The following is a 19542-nucleotide window of genomic DNA, read 5'->3' on the forward strand; positions in this document are numbered from 1 at the left end:
AGCAGATGCTCAAGGGGACGAAGGAGGTCACCTTCGCGATCTTCACCTTCGCCGGCTCGTCGGGCATCGACGACGCCATGCTGGCCCTGGCCAGGGGCGGGATGCGGGTCCGCGGGGTCCTCGACCGCGGGCAGGCCGCCCGCGACTGGGCGGCACCGCCGTGGCTGGTGCACGACAACATCGAGCTCTTCGTGCCGCGTCGCGACGGTCCGTTCGCGGACCTGCGCAAGCTGCACCACAAGCTGATGGTGATCGACGAGCAGGTCGTGGTGGCCGGCAGCTTCAACTACACCGCGCCCGCCAACGAGTACAACGACGAGAACATCTTCGTCGTGGGGTCGGTCCACGACGAGGTGGAGGGGATCGACGTGGACCACGACCCCGGCGGCGACATCGCCCGCCACCTCAAGGCGGAGATCGAGCGGATCATCGCCCACAGCGAGCCGTGGTCGCCGGGCAGCTAGCCGCCGAGCAGGCCCAGCAGCGGGCGCAGGTCGTCGTGGACGTCGACGGCGCCGGCCTCGCGCAGCCGGTCGGCGTCGTGGGTCGTCGCGACGCCGTGCACGCGGCGCACGCCGGCGCCCAGGGCGGCGCGCACGCCTGCCGGCGAGTCCTCGGCCGCGACCGCGAGGGCGGGATCGACGCCGAGCCGCTCGCACGCCAGCGCGAAGCCGGCCGGGTGCGGCTTGCCGTCGACGACGTCGCGCGCGGTGACGACCACGTCGACGCTGGTCAGCGACAGCCCCAGCGACTCGACCAGCGAGCGCTCCACCCAGGCCGGACCTGCCGAGGTGACGATCGCGAGGCGGACCCCGGCAGCCGCGGCCGACTGGATGAGATCGCGGGCGCCCGGGACCGCCTCGGCAGCCTCGTCAGGGACGTGGCGCAGGACCTCCGCGAGCACGGTCGCGGGGTCGAGCCCCGACCACGGTCCCGGCTCGGTGGCGAAGACGTCCTCGGCCCGGCGACCGGTGAAGATCGTCAGGTCAGGCACGTCCCACCCCCGGTGGGCGAAGTACGCCTCGTAGCCGCGGCGGTGGATGGGCTCGGAGTCGACGAGCGTGCCGTCGAGGTCGAGGAGGAAGGCCGAGACCTCCGTCATGCGGTCGTGAACAGCAGGTCGCCGGCCGCGACCGGGCCGCCGATCGCGTCGCTGGTGACCGAGCCCTTCGGCGCGTCCATCACCACGACCGGCACCACGGACGAGAGCTCGTGCCCGTCGTGCGAGGTCGGGATGCTCGCCGGGTCCCACCGGACCATCTCATCCCCAGCGGCGACATGGGAGCCCTGGGTCGCGAGCACCTCGAAGCCCTCGCCGCCGAGGCGGACGGTGTTGATGCCGAGGTGCACCAGCACCCCGACCCCGTCGCCGAGCACGACGAACGCGTGGGGCATCACCTTGACCACGGTCCCGGCGATCGGGGAGACGACGGTCGTCGGGCCGGGGTCGGGCTCGATGGCCACTCCCGGGCCGACCATCTCCTCGGCGAAGACCGGGTCGGGCACGTCGCTCATCGCGACGACCTTCCCGGGGCAGGGGGCGAGGACGTCGACGCGGGACGTCACATCAGGTCCTCGATGTCGTCGGCGAGGTTGTCCGCCTCGGGCCCGACGACGACCTGGACGACCGTGCCGCTCGCCATCACGCCGTGCGCGCCCGCGGCCTTGAGGGCGGCCTGGTCCACGAGGGAGCCGTCCTTGACCTCGGTGCGGAGCCGGGTGATGCAGGCCTCGATCTCGACGACGTTGTCCGCGCCGCCGAGGCCCGCGAGGATCTGCTCGGCCTTGCTGCTCATGGTGGGTTCCTCTCGTTGGTGGATCAGTCGGTCGGGGTGACGTCGGTCTGGGTGACCTTGTTGAGCCCGCGCGGGTTGTCCGGGTCGAGCCCGAGGCGCAGCGCCAGTCTCTCGATCATCATCTGTGCCGGGACGATGCTCGCAACAGGCTCCACCGTCTCCGGGAGGTCGGGGACCGAGAGGTGGACGTCGCAGCCGCGGGCGAACGCCTCCGTGCCACCGAGGCCGAGCACCTGCGCCCCGCGCGCACGGAGGTCGTCGGCGAGCTCGACCATCGGCTCGGCGAGGGGCCCGTGGGCAGCGGCGACGAGGACGGCGAGGACACCGTCGCCGACCACCGAGATGGGGCCGTGGCGCAGGTCGGCGTAGGAGTAGCCGCGCACCGGGCGCAGGCAGGTCTCCTCCATCTTGAGCGCGGTCTCCAGCGCGGTGCCGAGGAGGAAGCCGCGACCCGAGACGATCACCCGGTCCACGCCGGCGAGGGCGGCCGCGGCGGGCTCGACGTCCTGGGCGAGGAGGCCGGCCACCGCGTCGGGGAGGCGCTCGAGGTCGGCGGCGAGCGCCGAGCCGGCCGGCGCGAGGGCGTCCGCGAGCACCGCGAGGGCGACCATCTGCGTGAGGTACGTCTTGGTGGCGGGCACCGCGACCTCCGGGCCGGCCTGGGTGGTCAGGGCCAGGTCGGCAGCCGCGGCGAGTGGTGAGCCGGCGACGTTGGAGACCGCGACAGTGGCCGCGCCGCACGACCGGGCCCACTCCTGGGTCTCGACGATCTCCGCCGTCGACCCCGACTGCGACACCGAGACGACGAGGGTGTCGTCGAGGTCGAGCCGCGCGCGGTAGTGGGTCGCCACGCTCGGCGCCGCCAGCGCGGCCGGGACCCCGGAGGCGACCTCGAGGAGGTAGCGGCCGTAGATCGCGGCGTTGTCGCTCGACCCGCGCGCCACCAGCAGGACCCGCCGTCGACCCGCGAACAGCTCGCGGAGGCGGTCGCGCTCGGGCAGCAGGTGGTGGAGCGTGCGACGGGCGGCGGCCGGCTGCTCGGCGATCTCGGCGGCCATCCGGGTGGGTGCGGGGGTGCTCATCGCGGTCCTTGACAGGCTCGGGGCGCTGGGTTCATGCTCTCCCAACTGGTACGTACCAGACCGTACCAATCAAACCCGCAGGCGTCGAGAGGTGGAGATGGCCCGCAGGATCGACGACGGCCCCCGGCCCAAGCACGCGCAGCTCAGCGACGTGCTGGCCGAGCTGGCGGTGCGCGAGCTCGGGCCCGACGTGGCGATCCCCTCGGAGCGCGAGCTGATGACGACGTACGACGTCTCGCGCGCCACCGTCCGCAAGGCCATCGACAACCTCGTCGCCGGCGGCCTGCTGCACCGCATCCAGGGCAAGGGCACCTTCGTGGCCCGGCCGCGGGTGGAGAGCCGCCTGCACCTGGCGTCGTTCTCCCAGGACATGCTGCGCCGCGGCCTGACCCCCTCGACCCGCCTGCTCCGGGTGGACGAGGAGCGACCGCCGGCCCCGGTCGCCCGGTCGCTGCGGCTCGGCGCGCGCGGCACCGCCTGGCGCATCGACCGGATCCGGCTCGCCGACGACCAGCCGATGGCCATCGAGCAGGGCTGGTACCCCACCGCCCTGCTGCCCGACCTCGACGCCGAGGACCTCTCCGGCTCGCTCTACACGCTCTTCGACGTCCGCTACGACCTCGTCATCGACGCGGCCGAGCAGACCCTGTGGGGCGAGGCCGCCGAGGGTGCCACCGCACGCCGGCTCGAGGCGCCCGTGCACACCCCGCTGCTCGTCTTCCGCCGCGTGTCCAGCGCCGCCGGGCGCCCGCTCGAGCACGTGGTCTCGCGCTACCGCGGCGACCGCTACCAGGTCCACATGACGCTCGGCCCCACCGCCGGCCCCGACTCCAGCCCCGATTCCAGCACCGCACCAACCCCCACCCGCACAACCAGCACCACCAGAAGGGATCCATCGTGACGACCCAGGACACCGCCGCCGGCGGGACCACGACCGGGCGCAGGTTCAACCTCGCACCCGTCCAGAAGTTCGGGCGCAGCCTCATGCTCCCGATCGCCGCCCTGCCCGTTGCTGCGCTGCTGCTCCGCCTCGGCCAGCCCGACCTGCTGGGCGCGGACGGCCTCGGCTGGGTCGACGTGGCCGCCGTGATCGGCGCCGCCGGCAACGCGCTCTTCGCGAACCTGCCCCTGCTCTTCGCCGTCGGCATCGCGATCGGCATGGCCAAGAAGGCCGACGGCTCCACGGCGCTCGCCGCCGTCGTCGGCTACCTGGTGTTCAAGGGCGTCGGCGACGCCATGTCGCCGGTCATCCTCGGGGCTCCCGAGGGCGACGCCGAGCAGCAGCTGATCAACTACGGCGTCCTCGGTGGCATCGTGGCCGGCCTGGTGAGCGCCTGGCTCTGGCAGCGCTACCACCGGATCTCGCTGCCGCCCTACCTCGCCTTCTTCGGCGGGCGCCGGTTCGTCCCGATCATCACCGCCTTCGCAATGCTGGTGATCTCGGTCCTGATGAGCTTCGTCTACCCCGCGTTCGACTCCGGCATCACCTCGCTCGGCGAGTGGGTGACCGACAACTCGGTCCTCGGCGGCTTCGTCTACGGCACCCTGAACCGCCTGCTGATCCCGCTGGGCCTGCACCACATCCTCAACAACCCGCCGTGGTTCATCTTCGGCGAGTACACCAGCGGCGGCGAGACCTACCACGGTGACATCGCGCGCTTCCTCGCCGGCGACCCGACGGCCGGCGCCTTCATGACCGGCTTCTTCCCGATCATGATGTTCGCGCTCCCCGCCGCCGCGCTGGCGATCTGGCACGAGGCCAAGCCGGCCCACAAGAAGGCCGTCGGCGGCATCATGCTCTCCGCCGCGCTCACCGCGTTCCTCACCGGCGTGACCGAGCCGCTCGAGTTCGCGTTCATGTTCGTCGCGTGGCCGCTCTACGTCATGCACGCCGTGCTCACCGGCACCTCGCTGGCGCTGGTCAACGCGATCGGCATCAAGGACGGCTTCGGCTTCTCCGCCGGCCTGTTCGACTACGCGTTGAACTTCAACATCGCCACCGATCCGCTCCTGCTGATCCCGATCGGCCTCGGCTACGCCGCGATCTACTACTTCCTGTTCCGGTTCGTGATCCGGAAGTGGAACCTCAAGACCCCCGGTCGCGAGGACGAGGGCGAGGAGTCCCTCGTCGAGGCGGACACCCGCGCGTGACGGTGCTCCTCACGGCCGACCAGGTGGTCACCCCGGCGCAGATCCTCGCGCCGGGGTGGCTGCTCCTGGACGGCGACCGCATCACCGAGGTCGGCGAGGGCGCACCGCCCCGGCCGGCCGACCTCGACCTCGGCCCCGCCACCGTCGTACCCGGGTTCGTGGACATCCACGTGCACGGCGGCGGCGGCGCCTCCTTCGACACCGGTACGTCGGACGCGGCTGCCGTGGTGGCCGACACCCACCTCGCCCACGGCACCACCTCCATCGCGGCCAGCCTGGTGACCGACACGCACGAGCGGATGGTCGACGCGGTCCGCGAGCTGTCCCTCCTCGTGCAGGACGGCCGCCTCGCCGGGGTGCACCTGGAGGGGCCGTGGCTGAGCCCCCGGCGCTCCGGCGCGCACCAGCCCGGCTCCCTCACCGAGCCCGACCCCGCCTCGGTCGAGGCGCTCCTCGACGCCGGCGAGGGCGCGGTCCGGATGGTCACCCTCGCCCCCGAGCTGGCGGGCGGCGTCGAGGCCGTGCGCGTGCTCGCGGAGCGAGGGGTCGTCGCGGCCATCGGCCACACCGACGCGACCTACGACGAGTCGCGCGCCGCCATCGACGCCGGCGCACGCCTCGGCACCCACCTCTTCAACGCGATGCGCCCCCTGCACCACCGCGACCCGGGGCCGGTCGGCGCGCTGCTCGACTCCCCCGTCGACGTCGAGCTCATCGCGGACGGCGTCCACCTGCACCCGGCCGTGCTGCGGACCGTCTTCGCCGCCAAGCCCGGGCGCTGCCTCCTCGTCACCGACGCGATGGCCGCCGCCGGCGCTCCCGACGGGGACTACCGGCTCGGCCCGATGGCCATCGAGGTCCGCGAGGGCGTGGCCAGGCTCGCCGACGGCAGCGGCACCGGCGCGATCGCCGGGTCGACGCTGACCATGGCAGCGGCCGTCCGGTTCGCCGCGGGCGAGGCGGGGCTCCCCCTCCTCGACGTCGTCCACGCCGCCAGCACCGCGCCCGCCGCGGCCTGGGGCCTTGCCGACGTCGGCGCCCTCGAGGCCGGCCGACGGGCCGACCTCGTCGTGCTCGACGACCGGCTCGAGGTGGCCCGCGTGATGCGGGCGGGGGTCTGGGTCGGTCACTGAGCCGGACCTAGGCTGGCGGCATGGACGCACGCGACTGGGACGAGAGGTACGCCGCGAGCGAGCTGGTGTGGTCGAGGGAGCCCAACGGGTTCGTGGCCGCCGAGCTGGCCGACCTCCCGCCCGGCACCGCCGTCGACCTCGCCGCGGGCGAGGGCCGCAACGCGATCTGGCTCGCCTCCCGCGGCTGGGACGCGACGGCCGTCGACTTCTCCCAGGTCGCGCTCGACAAGGGCGCCCGGCTCGCCGCCGAGGCCGGGATCGAGGTCACCTGGGTGTGCGCCGACGCCACGTCCTGGCAGCCGCCCGCACCGGTCGACCTGGTGGTCGTCGCCTACCTCCAGCTCCCTGCAGATGATCGGCGCCGGGCGGTGCGCAGCGCGATCACGATGCTGCGCCCCGGCGGCACGCTGCTGCTGGTCGCGCACGACTCGACCAACCTCACCGAGGGCACCGGCGGCCCGCAGGACCCGTCGGTCCTGATGACGGCCGAGGACGTGCTCGCCGACCTCGAGGGGTACGACGTCGAGGTGCTGCGCGCGGAGCGGGTCGCCCGGGAGGTCAGGTCAGCGGACCCGGCGCACCACGAGCACGGCGGTGAGGAGCGGCGTACGGCCTGGGACTGCCTGGTGCGGGTCGTGCGACGCTGATCAGCCGTCGCTGTCGGCCTTCTGCTCGGGCTTGACCGGCTCGTCGCCGTAGACGCCGGCGTCCTTGGCGGCCTGTGCCTTGCGCAGCTGCTTGACCAGGCTGAACGCCAGCACGACGACGGAGAGGATCAGGAAGATCCAGATCGCGAAGCCCAGCGGACCCGCGACGACGTCGTTGTCAGCCGGCGTCGGGTCGTCGGCGAGGGTGATCAGCAGCGCGTGCATGCCTCCAGTGTCCCACTTCCCCGTCAGGGGGCGGGCGTCGGGATCCCTGCGAAGAGGTCGTCCTCGGGCGTGGTGGTCTCCACCTTGGTGTCGACCAGCTCGTAGTCCTCGGTCGGCCAGGTCTTCTGCTGGATCTCGCGCGGGATGGCGAACCACATGCCGTCCGGGTCGATCTGCGTGGCGTGGGCCAGCAGCGCCTGGTCGCGCACGCCGAAGTACTCGCCGCAGGGCACCCGGGTGGTGATCCGGTCGTCCCACTCCGGCTCGCGCTCCCACTTCTCCAGGCGCTCGGCGTAGGGGGACTCGAGGTCGTGGGCGAGCATCGCCTCGTGGAGGGCGTTGGTCTTCGCCCAGCTCCAGCCGTGGTGGTAGTAGAGCTTCAGCGGCTGCCACGGCTCCCCCGCGTCGGGGAACCGATCGGGGTCGCCGGCGGCGTGGTAGGCCGCGACGGAGACCTCGTGGCAGCGGATGTGGTCGGGGTGGGGGTAGCCGCCGCGCTCGTCGTACGTCGTCATCACGTGGGGCCGGAACTCGCGGATCAGCCGCACCAGGCGCTCGGTCGACTCCTCGAGCGGGACGAGCGCGAAGCAGCCCTCGGGCAGCGGCGGCAGCGGGTCGCCCTCGGGCCAGCCGGAGTCGATGAAGCCGAGCCAGTCCTGGCGGATGCCGAGGATGTCGCGGGCGCGGTGCATCTCCTCGCGGCGGATCTCGGTGATGTTCTCCCAGACCTCCGGACGGTCCATCTTCGCGTTGAGGACCGACCCGCGCTCACCGCCGGTGCACGTGACGACGTGGACGTCGACGCCTTCGGCGACGTACTTCGCCGTCGAGGCGGCGCCCTTGCTCGACTCGTCGTCGGGGTGGGCGTGGACGTGCATGAGCCGGAGCCCGGTGCGGGGGCGGTCGGCGGAGGGCTGGGCCATGGGCGCGAGTCTAGGAGGTGGCACTTACCCTCTTCGTCGTGACCACTGACCTCACCGACCGCTACGGCTCGCCGTCCGCCTGGCGGCGCCCCGTCACCATCGCGGTCGCGGCCGGCCTCGCGGCGGTCGGCCTGACCTGGCTGGTGTGGGTCGCGTGGTTCCACGGCAACCCCGAGGTGCGCTCGGAGATCGTCTCCTTCGACGTCACCAGCGACCACGAGGTCGCGGCGCGCGTCGACGTGCGCCTCAGCGACGACGACGTCGACGCGACCTGCCGCGTGCGGGCCCTCGCGGAGGACAAGACCGCGGTCGGCGAGCTCGCCTTCACCCCGCTCGGCGGCGTCAACGACGTCGTCATCCGCACCGAGCGGCGGGCCACCTCGGTGGAGAAGCTCGGGTGCACCGCACCCGGGCAGTCGCGCCCCCGCTGACCAGTCCAGGTCCACCCCGGGTCCACGACCTGCGCTTTTGCTGCAGGCTTGCTAGCCTGTAGTCCTGCCCGTCCGGCAGCGCTGGCCCACGTCTGCAGCCGCGCTGACCCCGATCGGACGGAAGAACCACCACCGACCGGATGCGGTCGCGCTGAGGCACACCCGCATCTCGCACCACCTGAATTTCCTACGTTGAAGCAGGAGTAGTGACATGACCGACCAGGGCACCATCTGGCTGACCCAGGAGGCCTACGACAAGCTGCGGGCCGAGCTCGAGGACCTCAAGGGTCCCAAGCGCCAGGAGATCATCGAGCGCATCTCGGCCGCCCGCGACGAGGGCGACCTCAAGGAGAACGGCGGCTACCACGCCGCCAAGGACGAGCAGGGCAAGCAGGAGGCCCGCATCCGTCAGCTCGAGGACATGCTCCGCCGCGCCGAGGTCGGCGAGACCCCGCCCGACGACGGCGTCGTCGAGCCCGGCATGGTCGTCACGGTCGACTTCGGCGACGGCGACCACGAGAAGTTCCTGCTCGGCGCCCGCGAGAACCTCGGCGAGGGCGACACCCTCGACGTCTACTCCCCGGAGTCGGCGATGGGTGCCGCGATCAACGGCAAGTCCAAGGGCGACAAGGTCACCTACACCGCGCCCAACGGCAAGGACCTCACCGTGAAGATCGTCGACGCGGAGCCCTACAAGGCCTGACCGCCACCCGCCTCACCGCTGGAGCGGTGCGCCAGCCACGTCCGGGACTCCCGGGCCGTGGCCGGGGCACCGCTCCGCGGCATTTCCGGGCGGCGTACGACGCTCAGTCGTCGACGCGGTAGCCCCGCTCGCGGAGCCGGGCGCGGAGGTGGTCGGCGTGCGCCTCGCCGCGGGTCTCGAGCTGGATGCGCACCTCGACCTCGTTGAGCGTGAGGGACGGCGAGATCCGCTCGTGGGCGACCTCGAGCACGTTGGCGCCCTCCTCGCTGATCTCGGTCAGGAGGGAGGCGAGGCCGCCGGGGAGGTCGGGGATGCAGACGCGGAGGTAGAGGTAGCGTCCGGCGGCAGCGAGGCCGTGGCGGATCACCTTGCTCAGCAGCAGGGGGTCGATGTTGCCGCCCGACAGCACCGCGACGGCGGGCGTCTCGAAGCCGGTCGGGTTGTCGAGCATCGCCGCGACCGCGGCCGCGCCGGCGGGCTCGACGACCTGCTTGGCGCGCTCGACGAGCGCCAGCAGCGCCCGCGACAGCGACTCCTCCGAGACGGTGAGGATCTCGTCGACGTGGTCGCGCACGGCGGCGAACGTGATGTCACCGGGCCGTCCGACCGCGATGCCGTCGGCCATCGTGCTCATCGAATCCAGCGCCAGGGGGTGCCCGGCGGCGAGCGAGCCGGGGTAGGCCGCCGCCCCCTCGGCCTGCACGCCCACGACGCGGACGTCGGGGCGCATCGCCTTGATCGCGATGGCGACCCCGGCCAGCAGTCCCCCGCCGCCGGTCGGCACCAGCACGGTGCGCACGTCCGGTGCCTGCTCGAGCACCTCGAGACCGAGCGTGCCCTGCCCGGCCACGATGTCGACGTGGTCGAACGGGTGGATCAGCACGGCGCCGGTGCGCTCGGCGAACTCGCGGGCAGCCGCGAGGGAGTCCTCGAGGTAGCGCCCGTGGAACACCACGTCGGCGCCGTAGCCGCGGGTCGCCTTCTCCTTGGGGATCGGTGCCCCCTCGGGCATGAAGACGGTGGACGTGATGCCGAGGGTCGACGCGGCGAGGGCGACGCCCTGGGCGTGGTTGCCGGCGGAGGCCGCGACGACGCCGTGGGCACGCTCGTCCTCGGAGAGGCGGGCGATCCGGACGTAGGCGCCGCGCGCCTTGAACGACCCGGTGCGCTGGAGGTTCTCACACTTGAGCCGCACCGGTCCGCCGGCCATGGCGGAGAGCCAGCGGGCCCCCTCCATCGGCGTGGTGAGGGTGATGTCGCGGAGCATCTCGCGGGCGGCGTGGATGTCGTCGATGCCCACCTGGTCAGTCATCTGCGGTCCTTCGTCTGGTCGTCGTCCGGCGCGTCCGGTCCGGCGAGCGGGCTGTCGTCCTCGGGGATCAGGTCGCCCTCGGTCGGTGGTGGCGCGATGTCCTCGTCGAGCGCCTCGTCGGGGTCGTCCTCCCCGATCTCGGTGTAGCTGGCGAGGTGCTGGGCGACCGCGTTGCCCGCGGCGGCGAGGGGTACGGCGATGAGTGCGCCCGCGATGCCGGCGACGAGCACGCCGCAGCCGATCGCCACGATCACGCCGAGCGGGTGCAGCGAGACGAAGCGGCCCATGAGGAACGGCTGGAGGATGTGACCCTCGATCTGCTGCACCAGGATGACGCCGCCGAGCATCAGCACGGCGGTCCAGGGGCCCTGGTCGACGAGCGCGACCAGGATCGCGACCGTGCCGGCGACGGTGGCGCCGATCATCGGCACGAAGGCGCCGAGGAAGACCAGCACGCCGATGGCGACCACGAACGGCACGCCGAGGACGGCCGCGACGATCATGATGCCGATCGCGTCGGCGAGGGCGACCAGGACGGTCGCGCGCACGAACTGCGTCAGCGACACCCAGGCGACGCGGCCCGAGGCGTCGACCCGCTCGCGCGCGGCGCGGGGGGCGATGCGGACCAGCCACGACCAGATGCGCTCCCCGTCGGAGAGGAAGAAGTAGGTCGAGAAGAGCACGATGAAGAAGCCGGCGACGACGTGGCCTACTGCGGTGCCGACCTCGGTCACCCGGGTGACCATGCCGTCGGTGCCGGTGCTGTCGGTGATCGCCCCCTGCACCTCCTTGATGTAGCCGTCGAGCTGGGAGTCGGAGACGTGGAGCGGCCCGGTGCGCAGCCAGTCGCGGACCTGCCCGAGTCCCTGGACGACCGAGTCCGCGAGGTCGTTGGCGCCCTGGGCGACCTGCTGGCCCACGTAGGTGAGCAGCAGGGAGACCATCGCGATCCCGAGCAGCATCACGATCCCTGTCGACGGACCGCGCGGCAGCCCGACCCGACGGAGCCACGCCACGAGCGGCGCGGCCAGGGCGGCGATGAGCAGCGCAACGGCCAGCGGCAGCGTGATCACCGCGAAGTACCTCAGCGTCCACAGCACGCCGAGCCCGGCGACCACGATGACGATCAGTCGCCACGACCAGGCAGCGGCCAGGTCCAGGCCCCACGGCACCTGCGCACGGCTGAAGTTCGAGGGGCCGGTGGTGAAGGCCGGCCGCTCCTCGGCCCTCCGCTCGGCGCGCATCTGCGCCCACTGCGCGACGATCCGCTCGGTCAGCCCGTCGTCGTCGCTGCGGGACAGCGCGGCGAAGAGACGACGGCGGCCCGACTCCTCGTCGGTCTCCTCGGGCTCGGGCGTGCGCTGCTCGCTCACGTCGGCCACGCTAACGGGTGCCCGCGTCGTGGAGGCGTCGTACGAGCCGGTGCGCCGCGAGGGGGTGCGCCTCGGCCAGCAGGCCGGCGGCGGCGAGGACGTAGTCGTGGTCGACCACGACCACCGGGTCGCGCGGCAGCTGCCAGCCACCCTCGAACGCGTCACCGGTCGACGGCACCAGCACGCGTCGTACGGCGTCGGGGCCGCCGTGGCGCAGCACCCCGCCCGAGCCGACCAGCAGGTCGACCTCGCGGAGGTCCTTGCCGCTGCGCTCCACGACGCGCCCCTCCGGGCTGACCACGACCTTGCTGCGCCCGGCGTGCCGCTCGAGCGCGATCCGCACGGCGGCGGCCGCGATCTCGTGGTCGACGTCCTGCTCGGCGGCGTCACGCGGCACCCAGCCGGGGTCGGCGCGGCGGGCGGCCGCCGCGTCGGCGAGGTCCTCGCGCCCGGCCGCCTCGACCGTGGAGACCGCCGACCACCGCATGCCGAGGTCTCCCTCGACCGTGCGGGTGACGGGGGTGGTGGCCACGACCTCGCGGGCCAGGCCGCTGTCCTCCGGGTCGAGCTCGACGACGCTGTGCACGTCGGTGGTGGCGCCGCCGACGTCGACGACGACCACGTCACGGGCCCCGGGGTGCTCGTCGTCGAGGCCGCGCGCCAGCAGCTCCACACCGGTCAGCACCACGTCGGGCGTGGCACCGCGGACCATGGCGGTGAAGGTCCTCCCCTGCGCGTCGGTCCGGCTGCTGAGGTGCTTGCCGCCGATCACGTGGCTGAGGAAGATCTCGCGGATGGCGCGGCGGGCGCTGTCAGGGGCGAGGACGCCGATCTTCGGCACGACGTTGTCGGCGACGACGTGGGGCGTGCCCGAGTGGGCGAGCAGCGAGCGGACCGCGTCCTGCGACTCGACGTTCCCGGCGACCACCACCGGCCCGTCCCACGGGGCGTCGGCGAGGACCGCGGCGTCGCCCTCGAGCACCTCGGAGTTGCCGCCGTCGGTGCCCCCGACCAGGAGCACCACGTCGGGCTCGGCGCGGCGCAGCTCGGCGAGGCGGTCGGCGTCGAGGCCGCCCGAGAGCACCAGCACGACCTTGCCGCCGCTGGAGAGCGCCACCCGGCGACCCGCCTCGGCGGTGACGAGCTCCTCGTTGCCCACCACCGCGATCCGCAGCCCGCCGCCGGCGCTGGAGCAGGCGAGCACGTCGGCGTCGACGGCGCGCGGGTCCTGCTCGGCGAGCGCGTCGAGGCAGGCGTCGTACCCGTCGAGGACGTCGCCGTGACCGCTCGCGTCGGGGAGCGTGGTGGGGTGGCTCGCGGTGGCGAGCAGCGCCCCGGAGCCGAGGTCGACGAGCGCGGCCTTGGTGAACGTCGACCCGAAGTCGACGCAGACGACGGCCGCGCCCTGCTCAGCCAACGGTGCCCAGGGACCGGTCGAGGTCGGCGACCAGGTCCTCGACGCTCTCGATGCCGACGCTGAGGCGGACCAGGTCGGCCGGGACCTCGAGGTCGGTGCCGGCGACGCTGGCGTGCGTCATCCGCCCGGGGTGCTCGATGAGCGACTCGACGCCGCCCAGCGACTCGCCCAGCGTGAAGACCTCGGCGCGCTCGCAGACCGCGAGCGCCTGCTCGAGCCCACCGGCGACGCGGAAGGAGATCATCCCGCCGAACCGCTTCATCTGGCGGGCGGCGACCTCGTGGCCGGGGTGCGCGGCGAGCCCGGGATAGATCACCTCGGCGACCCGGGGGTCGCCGTCGAGGAACTCCACGATCCGCTCCGCGTTGTCGCAGTGGCGGTCCATGCGGACGCCGAGGGTCTTGAGGCCGCGGTGGGTCAGGAACGCGTCGAACGGGCCGGCGACCGCCCCCATGGCGTTCTGGTGGAAGCCGATCCTCTCGGCCAGGTCGAGGTCGCGGACCACGACCGCGCCGCCGACGACGTCGCTGTGGCCGCCGACGTACTTGGTGGTCGAGTGCACGACCACGTCGGCGCCGAGGGTGAGCGGCTGCTGGAGGTAGGGCGAGGCGAAGGTGTTGTCGACGACCAGCAGCGCGCCGGCGTCGTGGGCGACCTGCGCGAGCGCCTCGATGTCACCGATGGTGAGCATCGGGTTGGTGGGCGTCTCGACCCAGACCAGCTTGGTGCGACCCGGCTCGATCGCGGCCGAGACGGCCTCGACGTCCGCGACGGGGGCCGGGCTGTGGGCGGTGCCCCACAGCTTCGCCACCTTGTCGAAGAGGCGGAACGTGCCGCCGTAGGCGTCGTCGGGGATGACCACGTGGTCGCCCGGCGCGGTCAGGGCGCGGATGATCGTGTCCTCGGCGGCCAGGCCCGAGGCGAAGGCGAACCCACGCTCGCCGTCCTCGACGGCCGCGAGCGCCCCCTCCAGCGCCGTACGGGTGGGGTTCGCGGAGCGGCTGTACTCGTAGCCGCCGCGCAGTCCGCCGACGCCGTCCTGCTTGTAGGTGCTGCTGGCGTAGATGGGCGGGTTGACCGCCCCGGTCATCGCGTCGGGCTCGTAGCCGGCGTGGATCGCACGCGTCTCGAACCCGGCCTTGTTGGCGCGTTCCTGGGTCACACGGCGAGCGTAGACCTCGGTGCCGGTACGCCGCCCACCGGAGGACGGCCGAACGGCCGCCACACCCACGCCGGTGGCGGCCGTCCCTCCTGGGGTCGGTCAGGCGCTCACTCGCCCGGGACGGTCGAACCGCCGCCCTGGTCGGGTGAGACGCGCGGCGCGCCCGCCGCGAGCCCGGTGCCACGCGCGGCCCACGAGCCGTAGGCGTAGACGTTGCCCGTCGCGGTGGAGGTGGCGAACAGGTTCGCAGCGAAGGGAGCCGTCGTCCCGGAGTTGTTGGACGTGTTGCGGATCTGGACCGGGCTCACCCCGTTGCTGCCGAAGGCGAAGACGCACAGGTTGCCGGGGTCGGCGCCGGGCGCGTCGAGGTTGCCCGAGCAGCCGGCGGGCACGGCCCCGGCCGGCGGGATGTAGTGGACCGTCAGCGTGCCGGAGAAGGTGTAGCCCCAGTTGACGTCGGTGCTCAGGTAGGTGCCCACGGCGGGCGCGTTGTCCATCATCGACCACGAGCCGCGGATCACCGTCGGCGCCGGCGCGTAGCGCGCGTCGGACTCGGTCTTCTTGTAGTAGCTGCCCAGCTTGGAGTCGGTGGCCGAGCTCGCGGCCGACTGGGCCGCGGCAGCCGCGGCAGCCGACTCGGCCTTGGTGGCGAACGTCGAGTCCGACTTCTTCTTGGTGTAGTAGCGCTTGTCCGCGAGCGGTCGGAGCTCCTTCTTCCAGATCTTCTTCCAGCTCGTCGCGAGAGACTGGGAGACCTCGGCGCCGGCGGGGGTGACAGCCATCAGGCCTCCCCCGACCATGACCCCGACGACGACGGCCACGACGAGCCGGCGCAACGAACGACGTGAAGACCCTGACGACATGTGCGGTTCCTTTCGAGTGGTGGTACGTGGTGGGCCCACAGTGCTCCCGCGTCGAGGACCTGCACATCGGTGGTACTACGACGACTAGACCACCGGATCCGCCGGTCCTCGCGCGGTGGACGGCGCTCGCCCGCTTGCGCGACCGGGGAGAATGGGCACATGTTCGGATTCGGGAAGCCCACCACCCTGCCCACGCCCGACCAGGCCCTGCCGGGCCGGACGGAGCCCATGTGGAGCCTTGGCGAGCACGTGGTGCTGCACACCCCCGTCGTCACCGACGAGGTGCCGGCCGGCCACGAGGTCGCGATCCTGGGCCTCGGCTGCTTCTGGGGCGCGGAGGAGACCTACTGGCAGGTCCCCGGCGTGTGGTCCACCTCGGTCGGGTACGCCGGCGGCAGCACGCCGAACCCCACCTACGAGGAGGTCTGCAGCGGCCGCACCGGCCACACCGAGGCCGTCCGGGTGGTCTTCGACCCGTCCGTCGTCTCCTACGCCGACCTGGTGAAGAAGTTCTTCGAGATCCACGACCCGACCCAGGGCATGCGCCAGGGCAACGACGTCGGCACCCAGTACCGCTCCGCGATCTACTGGACCACCCCCGAGCAGGAGCAGACCGCCCGCGAGCTGACCAAGCTCTACGGCGACGAGCTCGCCCGCCGCGGCCTCGGCGAGATCACCACCGAGATCCGCCCGGCCAGCGAGACGCCGTACTTCTACGCCGAGGACGCCCACCAGCAGTACCTCGCCAAGAACCCCTTCGGCTACCGCTGCCACGCGAACACGGGCGTGAGCTTCCCCGAGACCGCCTGAGAACCCGCCGCGCCGCGATCTGCGGATGCAGCGTTGGGTCAGCCTCGGTCAGTACGCCTTGTTCGCCCCGTACGACGCCTGCTCGTAGGTGAAGCCCTCGAACTGCAGCTGCCCGATGAGGCCGGAGAGCGAGAAGCTGGAGTAGTCCAGGTAGGACTTCGCGGACTTGAACGCCTGCTCGTTCCAGTTCACATCCAGGTAGTCGACCGCAAACGTGGCGTCGCCGGTCGCATACCCCTCGAACTCCAACTGCCCGATCAGCCCGGTTCGCGAGAACGCGCTGTACTCGAGGTAGGACGACGCACTGTCGATGGCGTTCCACATCGCATTGGTGATCTTCGAGCGACTGGGATCAGCAGGGAAGTCGTCCTCCGAGTCCGCCACCTTGTCGCCGTCGGAGTCTTTGCTGTATCGCTCGTCCTTCGGGAAGGCGTCGATCGCGTCGGCCGCCCCGTCACCGTCGCTGTCCTTGCTGTACGTGGCGTTCTTCGGGAAGTCGTCCTTGTAGTCCGGAACGCCGTCCTTGTCCGTGTCGACATCGTCCTCGGTCTGGACCTTGGCATCCTCGGGCCGGTAGTCCTCGTCGTCGACGACCCCGTCGCCGTCGGTGTCGACCGGCTCCTCCTCGACCGCCGGCTGCGTCTCTGCGTCGGCCTCGGACTCGGCCTCGGCCTGCGCAGGTTCTCCCGATGAGTCGGACTCCGCCGTCGACGAATCGGCGCTGGAGGGAGCCGGTGCTTCCTCGTCAGGTAGAACGCTGCCCAAGATCGTCAGGGCGACGATCACAGCCGCGGCGATTGCCCACCATCTGAAGTACCACGGCTTCTTCGCGGGCCGGGCGCTGAGTGGTTGCGGGGCCGGGACCATTGGGGATGGGACCTCTGGGACAGCCGAAGGGTTCATGGGCCGGGTCTGGTCAGTCCATGTCTGACCGTCCCACCAGCGAAGCTGGGTGCTGTCCATCTGGTCCGGGAACCAACCGGGTGCGGGCGTGTTGTTCGGCATCGGAGTTCCCCCGTTGGTGCGATGAGCTGGCGCCGCTGCTTGACGTGATGTCAGGGTCGCACTGACTGCGGCGCGCTGTTCGCGGAATCAGACATTGACTGGATCACGTGGGTTGGAGGAGTCACGCAAAGAGGCGGGTCACGTGTCCCAAGGCAGCAGGAGCTTCGGGCCCTCAGCCGCCGGCCGCCAGCAGGCTGAGGACGGCGCGCGCGGCCGCGTCCGCGGCACCGACGTCGACGTGGTCCTCCTCGACGCCGTCCACCCGCACGCGTACGACGTGGCCGCCGGAGCGCGCGTTGAGGCTGAGGAAGTGCGGCCCGAGGCGGTCGAGCAGCTGGTCGAGGCGCGGCAGCCAGACCGCCTCCTCGTCCTCCACGTCGTCGAGCGCCCACTCGGTCGTGCCGTTGAAGGCGAGGAAGCGGCCGGAGGGCCAGTCGCGCACCTCGACCACCATGTCGCTCACCGTGAAGACCACCTCGTCGAGGTCGCGGTCGGGCAGCCAGAACCGGTCGCCGTTGACCGGCGACCAGACGAGCCCGGCGTCGTGCAGCCGGTGCGCGAGGTCGAAGGAGATCACCCGGCCAGTGTCGCCCAGCCCCGGTCGCGGATCGAGGCCGTGCCGGGCGCCCGCGTTGCTAGCCTCGCCCGGTGCCACACGAGGAGTCGCGCACCGCGCCCGAGCTCACCGTCGTCACGCTCTGCGGCTCGATGCGGTTCCGCGAGCACTTCGACCGTCTGGAGGCCGAGCTGTCGCTGGCCGGCCACGTGGTGCTGGCCCCGGCTGCCCTCGACCCCTCCGCCGAGCCCGACGAGGAGCAGCGGGCCCGGCTGGGTCGGGTCCACCTCCAGAAGGTCGCGATGGCCGACGAGGTGCTGGTCGTCGACGTCGGTGGCCACGTCGGCGAGAGCACGCGCCGCGAGATCGCGCACGCCCGGTCGCTCGGCATCCCCGTCCGCTTCCTCGAGGGCGACCCCGGGGATGCGGGTCGGCCCGACCCGGGCAGCCTGCGGTGACGCACGACGCGGAGGCGGCGGCGGGCGACTCCGTGCGGACCGTCGCCCTCGTCGGGCTCGGCGTCATCGGCCAGGTGCACCTGCGGACCCTGACCGAGGTCCCGGAGCTCGAGGTCGGGTGCGTCGTGGACCCGCGCGCCGACGCGCGCGAGCCTGCGCGCCGCGCCGGCTTGCCGTCGTACGACGACGTGAACGCGCTGCTGCGTGACGTCGACCGGGGGCGGCTGCCGGCGCCCGACCTCTACGTCGTCGCCACGCCCACCAACACCCACGTGGGCCTCGCCGAGCGGCTGCTGGCGACCACCGCCGCGGACGTCCTGTCCGAGAAGCCGCTGGCCGACGACCCGGCGGCGCTCGAGGTACTGGCGGCCCGCCCGGACGTCCACGACCGCCTGCGCGTCGTCAACCACTTCGCCTTCTCCCCCGAGGTCGAGTGGGGCGTCCGTCTGGCGCAGGACCGGGAGTGGGGGCCGCCCACCTCCGCGCTGTCGGTGTTCAACGACCCGTACGTCCTCAAGCCGGAGCACGAGCGTGCCACCTACGTGTCCAGCTGGACCGACTCCGGACCCAACCAGCTGGGGCTGCTGGCCCGCTTCGTGTCGGGGGTCGCGGTCGCGGCACACGACGCGGTGGCCGACGGCACGCGGTCGGTGACCCGCGTGGTCTTCGACGGCGGGACGGGTGTGCTCACCTCCAGCTGGCACACCGGCGACAGCAGCAAGCAGACGTCGCTGCGCTGGTCCGGCGGGCGGGAGCTCTGGCTGGACCACACGTCGATGACCGCCGTCGCGGTCGAGGACGGGACGCCCGTGGCGCACCTGGGGCACGACGGCACGGTCGACCGCAAGCGCGCCCACTACCGGGCGATGTACCGCACCTACGTCGACGACCCCGCCCACCCGCTGCTGTCCCTCGGGTCCGCCCGGGAGACCGCGCGCCTTCTTCGCGAGGCGCACGAGCTCGCGAGCCCGCCGTCCGAGCAGGCGTGGGAGTCGTGGTCCGCGGCTCCGTGAGCGCGTCCAGCGAGGTGAGTGGGCGCTTCCCACTCGTCTCCGCAGGGGTGTCGATTCGGGGGCCCCTCGTCCGTCAGAGTGTCGGAGGGCCGCACGGGGCGGCGCCGGACGAGGAGAGCCATGACCCAGTACGCCATCTACTTCATGCAGCAGTGGGTCGGTGACCACCCCGAGGAGTGGTACCAGACCCGCGTCAAGCCGTCCACGGACGTCGTCCTCGACATGGAGAAGGCAGGCGTCCTCGTGTTCGCCGGGGGCCTCGTGGAGGACATGGAGGAGGCCTTCAGCGCGGACGGCACCAGCGGCGAGATGGTCGTCACCGACGGCCCCTACACCGAGGTGACCGAGTACCTCGGCGGCATCACCATCATCGAGGTCGAGACGCTCGAGGAGGCCAAGGAGTGGGCCGCCCGGGTGGCCGAGGGGTGCGGCTGGCCCCAGGAGGTCCGGGTCGTCAAGTAGTCGGCTGGGCCGAGGCCGGG

General features: G+C 72.5%; 24 protein-coding genes and 1 pseudogene. 11 read left to right on the forward strand and 14 right to left on the reverse strand.

Annotated features, from left to right (window positions below; genetic code table 11):
• The coding region (locus Q9S36_RS40565; protein WP_311290419.1) for a phospholipase D-like domain-containing protein at positions 1 to 464 on the forward strand (464 nt) is incomplete at its 5' end.
• Here Q9S36_RS40565 and Q9S36_RS40570 read toward each other — a convergent pair.
• The 4 genes from Q9S36_RS40570 to Q9S36_RS40585 are packed head-to-tail and all read right to left on the reverse strand — an operon-like array spanning position 461 to position 2878.
• Positions 461 to 1102, reverse strand: a complete 642-nt coding sequence (locus Q9S36_RS40570) for an HAD family phosphatase (RefSeq protein ID WP_311290421.1) — start codon at positions 1100 to 1102, stop codon at positions 461 to 463. The genes Q9S36_RS40565 and Q9S36_RS40570 overlap by 4 nt on opposite strands.
• Positions 1099 to 1566 (reverse strand): PTS glucose transporter subunit IIA, encoded by a 468-nt coding sequence (locus Q9S36_RS40575; protein ID WP_311290422.1) that lies wholly within the window; start codon positions 1564 to 1566, stop codon positions 1099 to 1101. Before Q9S36_RS40575 ends, Q9S36_RS40570 begins: the two co-directional genes overlap by 4 nt.
• Entirely contained in the window at positions 1563 to 1820 is a 258-nt protein-coding gene (locus Q9S36_RS40580) for a PTS glucose/sucrose transporter subunit IIB (RefSeq protein WP_311290493.1), read from the reverse strand. The genes Q9S36_RS40575 and Q9S36_RS40580 overlap by 4 nt, the downstream gene beginning before the upstream one ends.
• Complete coding sequence (locus Q9S36_RS40585; protein ID WP_311290423.1) at positions 1820 to 2878, reverse strand: SIS domain-containing protein; 1059 nt, start codon at positions 2876 to 2878, stop codon at positions 1820 to 1822. Before Q9S36_RS40585 ends, Q9S36_RS40580 begins: the two co-directional genes overlap by 1 nt.
• A 97-nt stretch (positions 2879 to 2975) precedes the next feature.
• Between Q9S36_RS40585 and Q9S36_RS40590 the strand changes: the two genes are divergently transcribed.
• Genes Q9S36_RS40590 through Q9S36_RS40605 form a run of 4 tightly spaced genes read left to right on the forward strand, consistent with a single transcriptional unit; the run spans position 2976 to position 6809 of the window.
• Positions 2976 to 3779, forward strand: coding sequence for a GntR family transcriptional regulator (locus Q9S36_RS40590; RefSeq protein ID WP_311290424.1), 804 nt, complete (start codon positions 2976 to 2978; stop codon positions 3777 to 3779).
• A complete protein-coding gene (locus tag Q9S36_RS40595) occupies positions 3776 to 5029 on the forward strand; it encodes a PTS transporter subunit EIIC (protein ID WP_311290425.1) in 1254 nt (417 codons plus the stop codon). The genes Q9S36_RS40590 and Q9S36_RS40595 overlap by 4 nt, the downstream gene beginning before the upstream one ends.
• Complete coding sequence (gene nagA, locus Q9S36_RS40600) at positions 5026 to 6162, forward strand: N-acetylglucosamine-6-phosphate deacetylase (RefSeq protein ID WP_311290426.1); 1137 nt, start codon at positions 5026 to 5028, stop codon at positions 6160 to 6162. Before Q9S36_RS40595 ends, nagA begins: the two co-directional genes overlap by 4 nt.
• A 20-nt stretch (positions 6163 to 6182) precedes the next feature.
• Positions 6183 to 6809, forward strand: a complete 627-nt coding sequence (locus Q9S36_RS40605; protein ID WP_311290427.1) for a class I SAM-dependent methyltransferase — start codon at positions 6183 to 6185, stop codon at positions 6807 to 6809.
• Here the strand turns inward: Q9S36_RS40605 and Q9S36_RS40610 are convergent, their stop codons facing one another.
• Positions 6810 to 7034, reverse strand: coding sequence for a hypothetical protein (locus Q9S36_RS40610; RefSeq protein ID WP_311290428.1), 225 nt, complete (start codon positions 7032 to 7034; stop codon positions 6810 to 6812).
• 23 nt (positions 7035 to 7057) lie between these two features.
• Positions 7058 to 7957 (reverse strand): mycothiol conjugate amidase Mca, encoded by a 900-nt coding sequence (mca, locus tag Q9S36_RS40615; protein WP_311290429.1) that lies wholly within the window; start codon positions 7955 to 7957, stop codon positions 7058 to 7060.
• Between the two features lie 38 nt (positions 7958 to 7995).
• Between mca and Q9S36_RS40620 the strand changes: the two genes are divergently transcribed.
• Positions 7996 to 8388, forward strand: coding sequence for a DUF4307 domain-containing protein (locus Q9S36_RS40620; RefSeq protein ID WP_311290430.1), 393 nt, complete (start codon positions 7996 to 7998; stop codon positions 8386 to 8388).
• A gap of 211 nt (positions 8389 to 8599) precedes the next feature.
• Positions 8600 to 9091: a transcription elongation factor GreA gene (gene greA / locus Q9S36_RS40625; RefSeq protein ID WP_311290431.1), complete on the forward strand. Its 492-nt coding sequence runs from the start codon at positions 8600 to 8602 to the stop codon at positions 9089 to 9091.
• Between the two features lie 103 nt (positions 9092 to 9194).
• On the opposite strand, the gene ilvA is transcribed toward greA, so the two are convergent.
• The 5 genes from ilvA to Q9S36_RS40650 all read right to left on the reverse strand — a co-directional run bounded on the left by ilvA (position 9195) and on the right by Q9S36_RS40650 (position 15218).
• Positions 9195 to 10403 (reverse strand): threonine ammonia-lyase, encoded by a 1209-nt coding sequence (ilvA, locus tag Q9S36_RS40630; protein ID WP_311290432.1) that lies wholly within the window; start codon positions 10401 to 10403, stop codon positions 9195 to 9197.
• The gene (locus Q9S36_RS40635) at positions 10400 to 11776 is read right to left on the reverse strand and encodes an AI-2E family transporter (protein ID WP_311290433.1); all 1377 of its coding nucleotides are present in this window, start codon (positions 11774 to 11776) and stop codon (positions 10400 to 10402) included. Before Q9S36_RS40635 ends, ilvA begins: the two co-directional genes overlap by 4 nt.
• A gap of 10 nt (positions 11777 to 11786) precedes the next feature.
• Positions 11787 to 13193, reverse strand: a complete 1407-nt coding sequence (locus Q9S36_RS40640) for a glutamate mutase L (RefSeq protein WP_311290434.1) — start codon at positions 13191 to 13193, stop codon at positions 11787 to 11789.
• Complete coding sequence (locus Q9S36_RS40645) at positions 13186 to 14355, reverse strand: cystathionine gamma-synthase (RefSeq protein WP_311290435.1); 1170 nt, start codon at positions 14353 to 14355, stop codon at positions 13186 to 13188. Before Q9S36_RS40645 ends, Q9S36_RS40640 begins: the two co-directional genes overlap by 8 nt.
• Positions 14356 to 14462: 107 nt before the next feature.
• Positions 14463 to 15218, reverse strand: coding sequence for a hypothetical protein (locus Q9S36_RS40650; RefSeq protein ID WP_311290436.1), 756 nt, complete (start codon positions 15216 to 15218; stop codon positions 14463 to 14465).
• Between the two features lie 159 nt (positions 15219 to 15377).
• Here Q9S36_RS40650 and msrA point away from each other — a divergent pair, with 159 nt between their 5' ends.
• Positions 15378 to 16028: a peptide-methionine (S)-S-oxide reductase MsrA gene (gene msrA, locus Q9S36_RS40655; protein WP_311290437.1), complete on the forward strand. Its 651-nt coding sequence runs from the start codon at positions 15378 to 15380 to the stop codon at positions 16026 to 16028.
• Positions 16029 to 16076: 48 nt separating this feature from the next.
• On the opposite strand, the gene Q9S36_RS40660 is transcribed toward msrA, so the two are convergent.
• The 3 genes and pseudogenes from Q9S36_RS40660 to Q9S36_RS40665 all read right to left on the reverse strand — a co-directional run bounded on the left by Q9S36_RS40660 (position 16077) and on the right by Q9S36_RS40665 (position 17610).
• On the reverse strand, positions 16077 to 16814 hold the full coding sequence (locus Q9S36_RS40660; RefSeq protein ID WP_311290438.1) for an Ltp family lipoprotein: 738 nt from the start codon (positions 16812 to 16814) through the stop codon (positions 16077 to 16079).
• Positions 16815 to 16928: 114 nt separating this feature from the next.
• A pseudogene (locus tag Q9S36_RS51705) lies at positions 16929 to 17033 on the reverse strand (DUF2510 domain-containing protein); the annotation flags it as partial.
• Positions 17034 to 17205: 172 nt separating this feature from the next.
• On the reverse strand, positions 17206 to 17610 hold the full coding sequence (locus Q9S36_RS40665) for a pilus assembly protein CpaE (protein WP_311290439.1): 405 nt from the start codon (positions 17608 to 17610) through the stop codon (positions 17206 to 17208).
• A 71-nt stretch (positions 17611 to 17681) separates the two neighbouring features.
• Between Q9S36_RS40665 and Q9S36_RS40670 the strand changes: the two genes are divergently transcribed.
• From Q9S36_RS40670 to Q9S36_RS40680, 3 genes are all read left to right on the forward strand, one after another.
• Positions 17682 to 18047 (forward strand): DUF4406 domain-containing protein, encoded by a 366-nt coding sequence (locus Q9S36_RS40670; RefSeq protein ID WP_311290440.1) that lies wholly within the window; start codon positions 17682 to 17684, stop codon positions 18045 to 18047.
• Positions 18044 to 19060: a Gfo/Idh/MocA family oxidoreductase gene (locus tag Q9S36_RS40675; RefSeq protein WP_311290442.1), complete on the forward strand. Its 1017-nt coding sequence runs from the start codon at positions 18044 to 18046 to the stop codon at positions 19058 to 19060. Before Q9S36_RS40670 ends, Q9S36_RS40675 begins: the two co-directional genes overlap by 4 nt.
• 120 nt (positions 19061 to 19180) lie before the next feature.
• On the forward strand, positions 19181 to 19522 hold the full coding sequence (locus Q9S36_RS40680) for a YciI family protein (RefSeq protein ID WP_311290443.1): 342 nt from the start codon (positions 19181 to 19183) through the stop codon (positions 19520 to 19522).
• The last annotated feature ends 20 nt before the right edge of the window (positions 19523 to 19542 follow it).

The organism is Microbacterium sp. ARD31 (assembly GCF_031844425.1).

Bases quoted from the DNA above. Each gene is read 5' to 3' on its own strand.
- Q9S36_RS40570 (WP_311290421.1), bottom strand. From the start codon at position 1,102: ATGACGGAGGTCTCGGCCTTCCTCCTCGACCTCGACGGCACGCTCGTC.
- Q9S36_RS40585 (WP_311290423.1), bottom strand. From the start codon at position 2,878: ATGAGCACCCCCGCACCCACCCGGATGGCCGCCGAGATCGCCGAGCAG.
- Q9S36_RS40590 (WP_311290424.1), top strand. From the start codon at position 2,976: ATGGCCCGCAGGATCGACGACGGCCCCCGGCCCAAGCACGCGCAGCTC.
- Q9S36_RS40605 (WP_311290427.1), top strand. From the start codon at position 6,183: ATGGACGCACGCGACTGGGACGAGAGGTACGCCGCGAGCGAGCTGGTG.
- Q9S36_RS40610 (WP_311290428.1), bottom strand. From the start codon at position 7,034: ATGCACGCGCTGCTGATCACCCTCGCCGACGACCCGACGCCGGCTGAC.
- mca (WP_311290429.1), bottom strand. From the start codon at position 7,957: ATGGCCCAGCCCTCCGCCGACCGCCCCCGCACCGGGCTCCGGCTCATG.
- greA (WP_311290431.1), top strand. From the start codon at position 8,600: ATGACCGACCAGGGCACCATCTGGCTGACCCAGGAGGCCTACGACAAG.
- ilvA (WP_311290432.1), bottom strand. From the start codon at position 10,403: ATGACTGACCAGGTGGGCATCGACGACATCCACGCCGCCCGCGAGATG.
- Q9S36_RS40650 (WP_311290436.1), bottom strand. From the start codon at position 15,218: ATGTCGTCAGGGTCTTCACGTCGTTCGTTGCGCCGGCTCGTCGTGGCC.
- msrA (WP_311290437.1), top strand. From the start codon at position 15,378: ATGTTCGGATTCGGGAAGCCCACCACCCTGCCCACGCCCGACCAGGCC.
- Q9S36_RS40680 (WP_311290443.1), top strand. From the start codon at position 19,181: ATGACCCAGTACGCCATCTACTTCATGCAGCAGTGGGTCGGTGACCAC.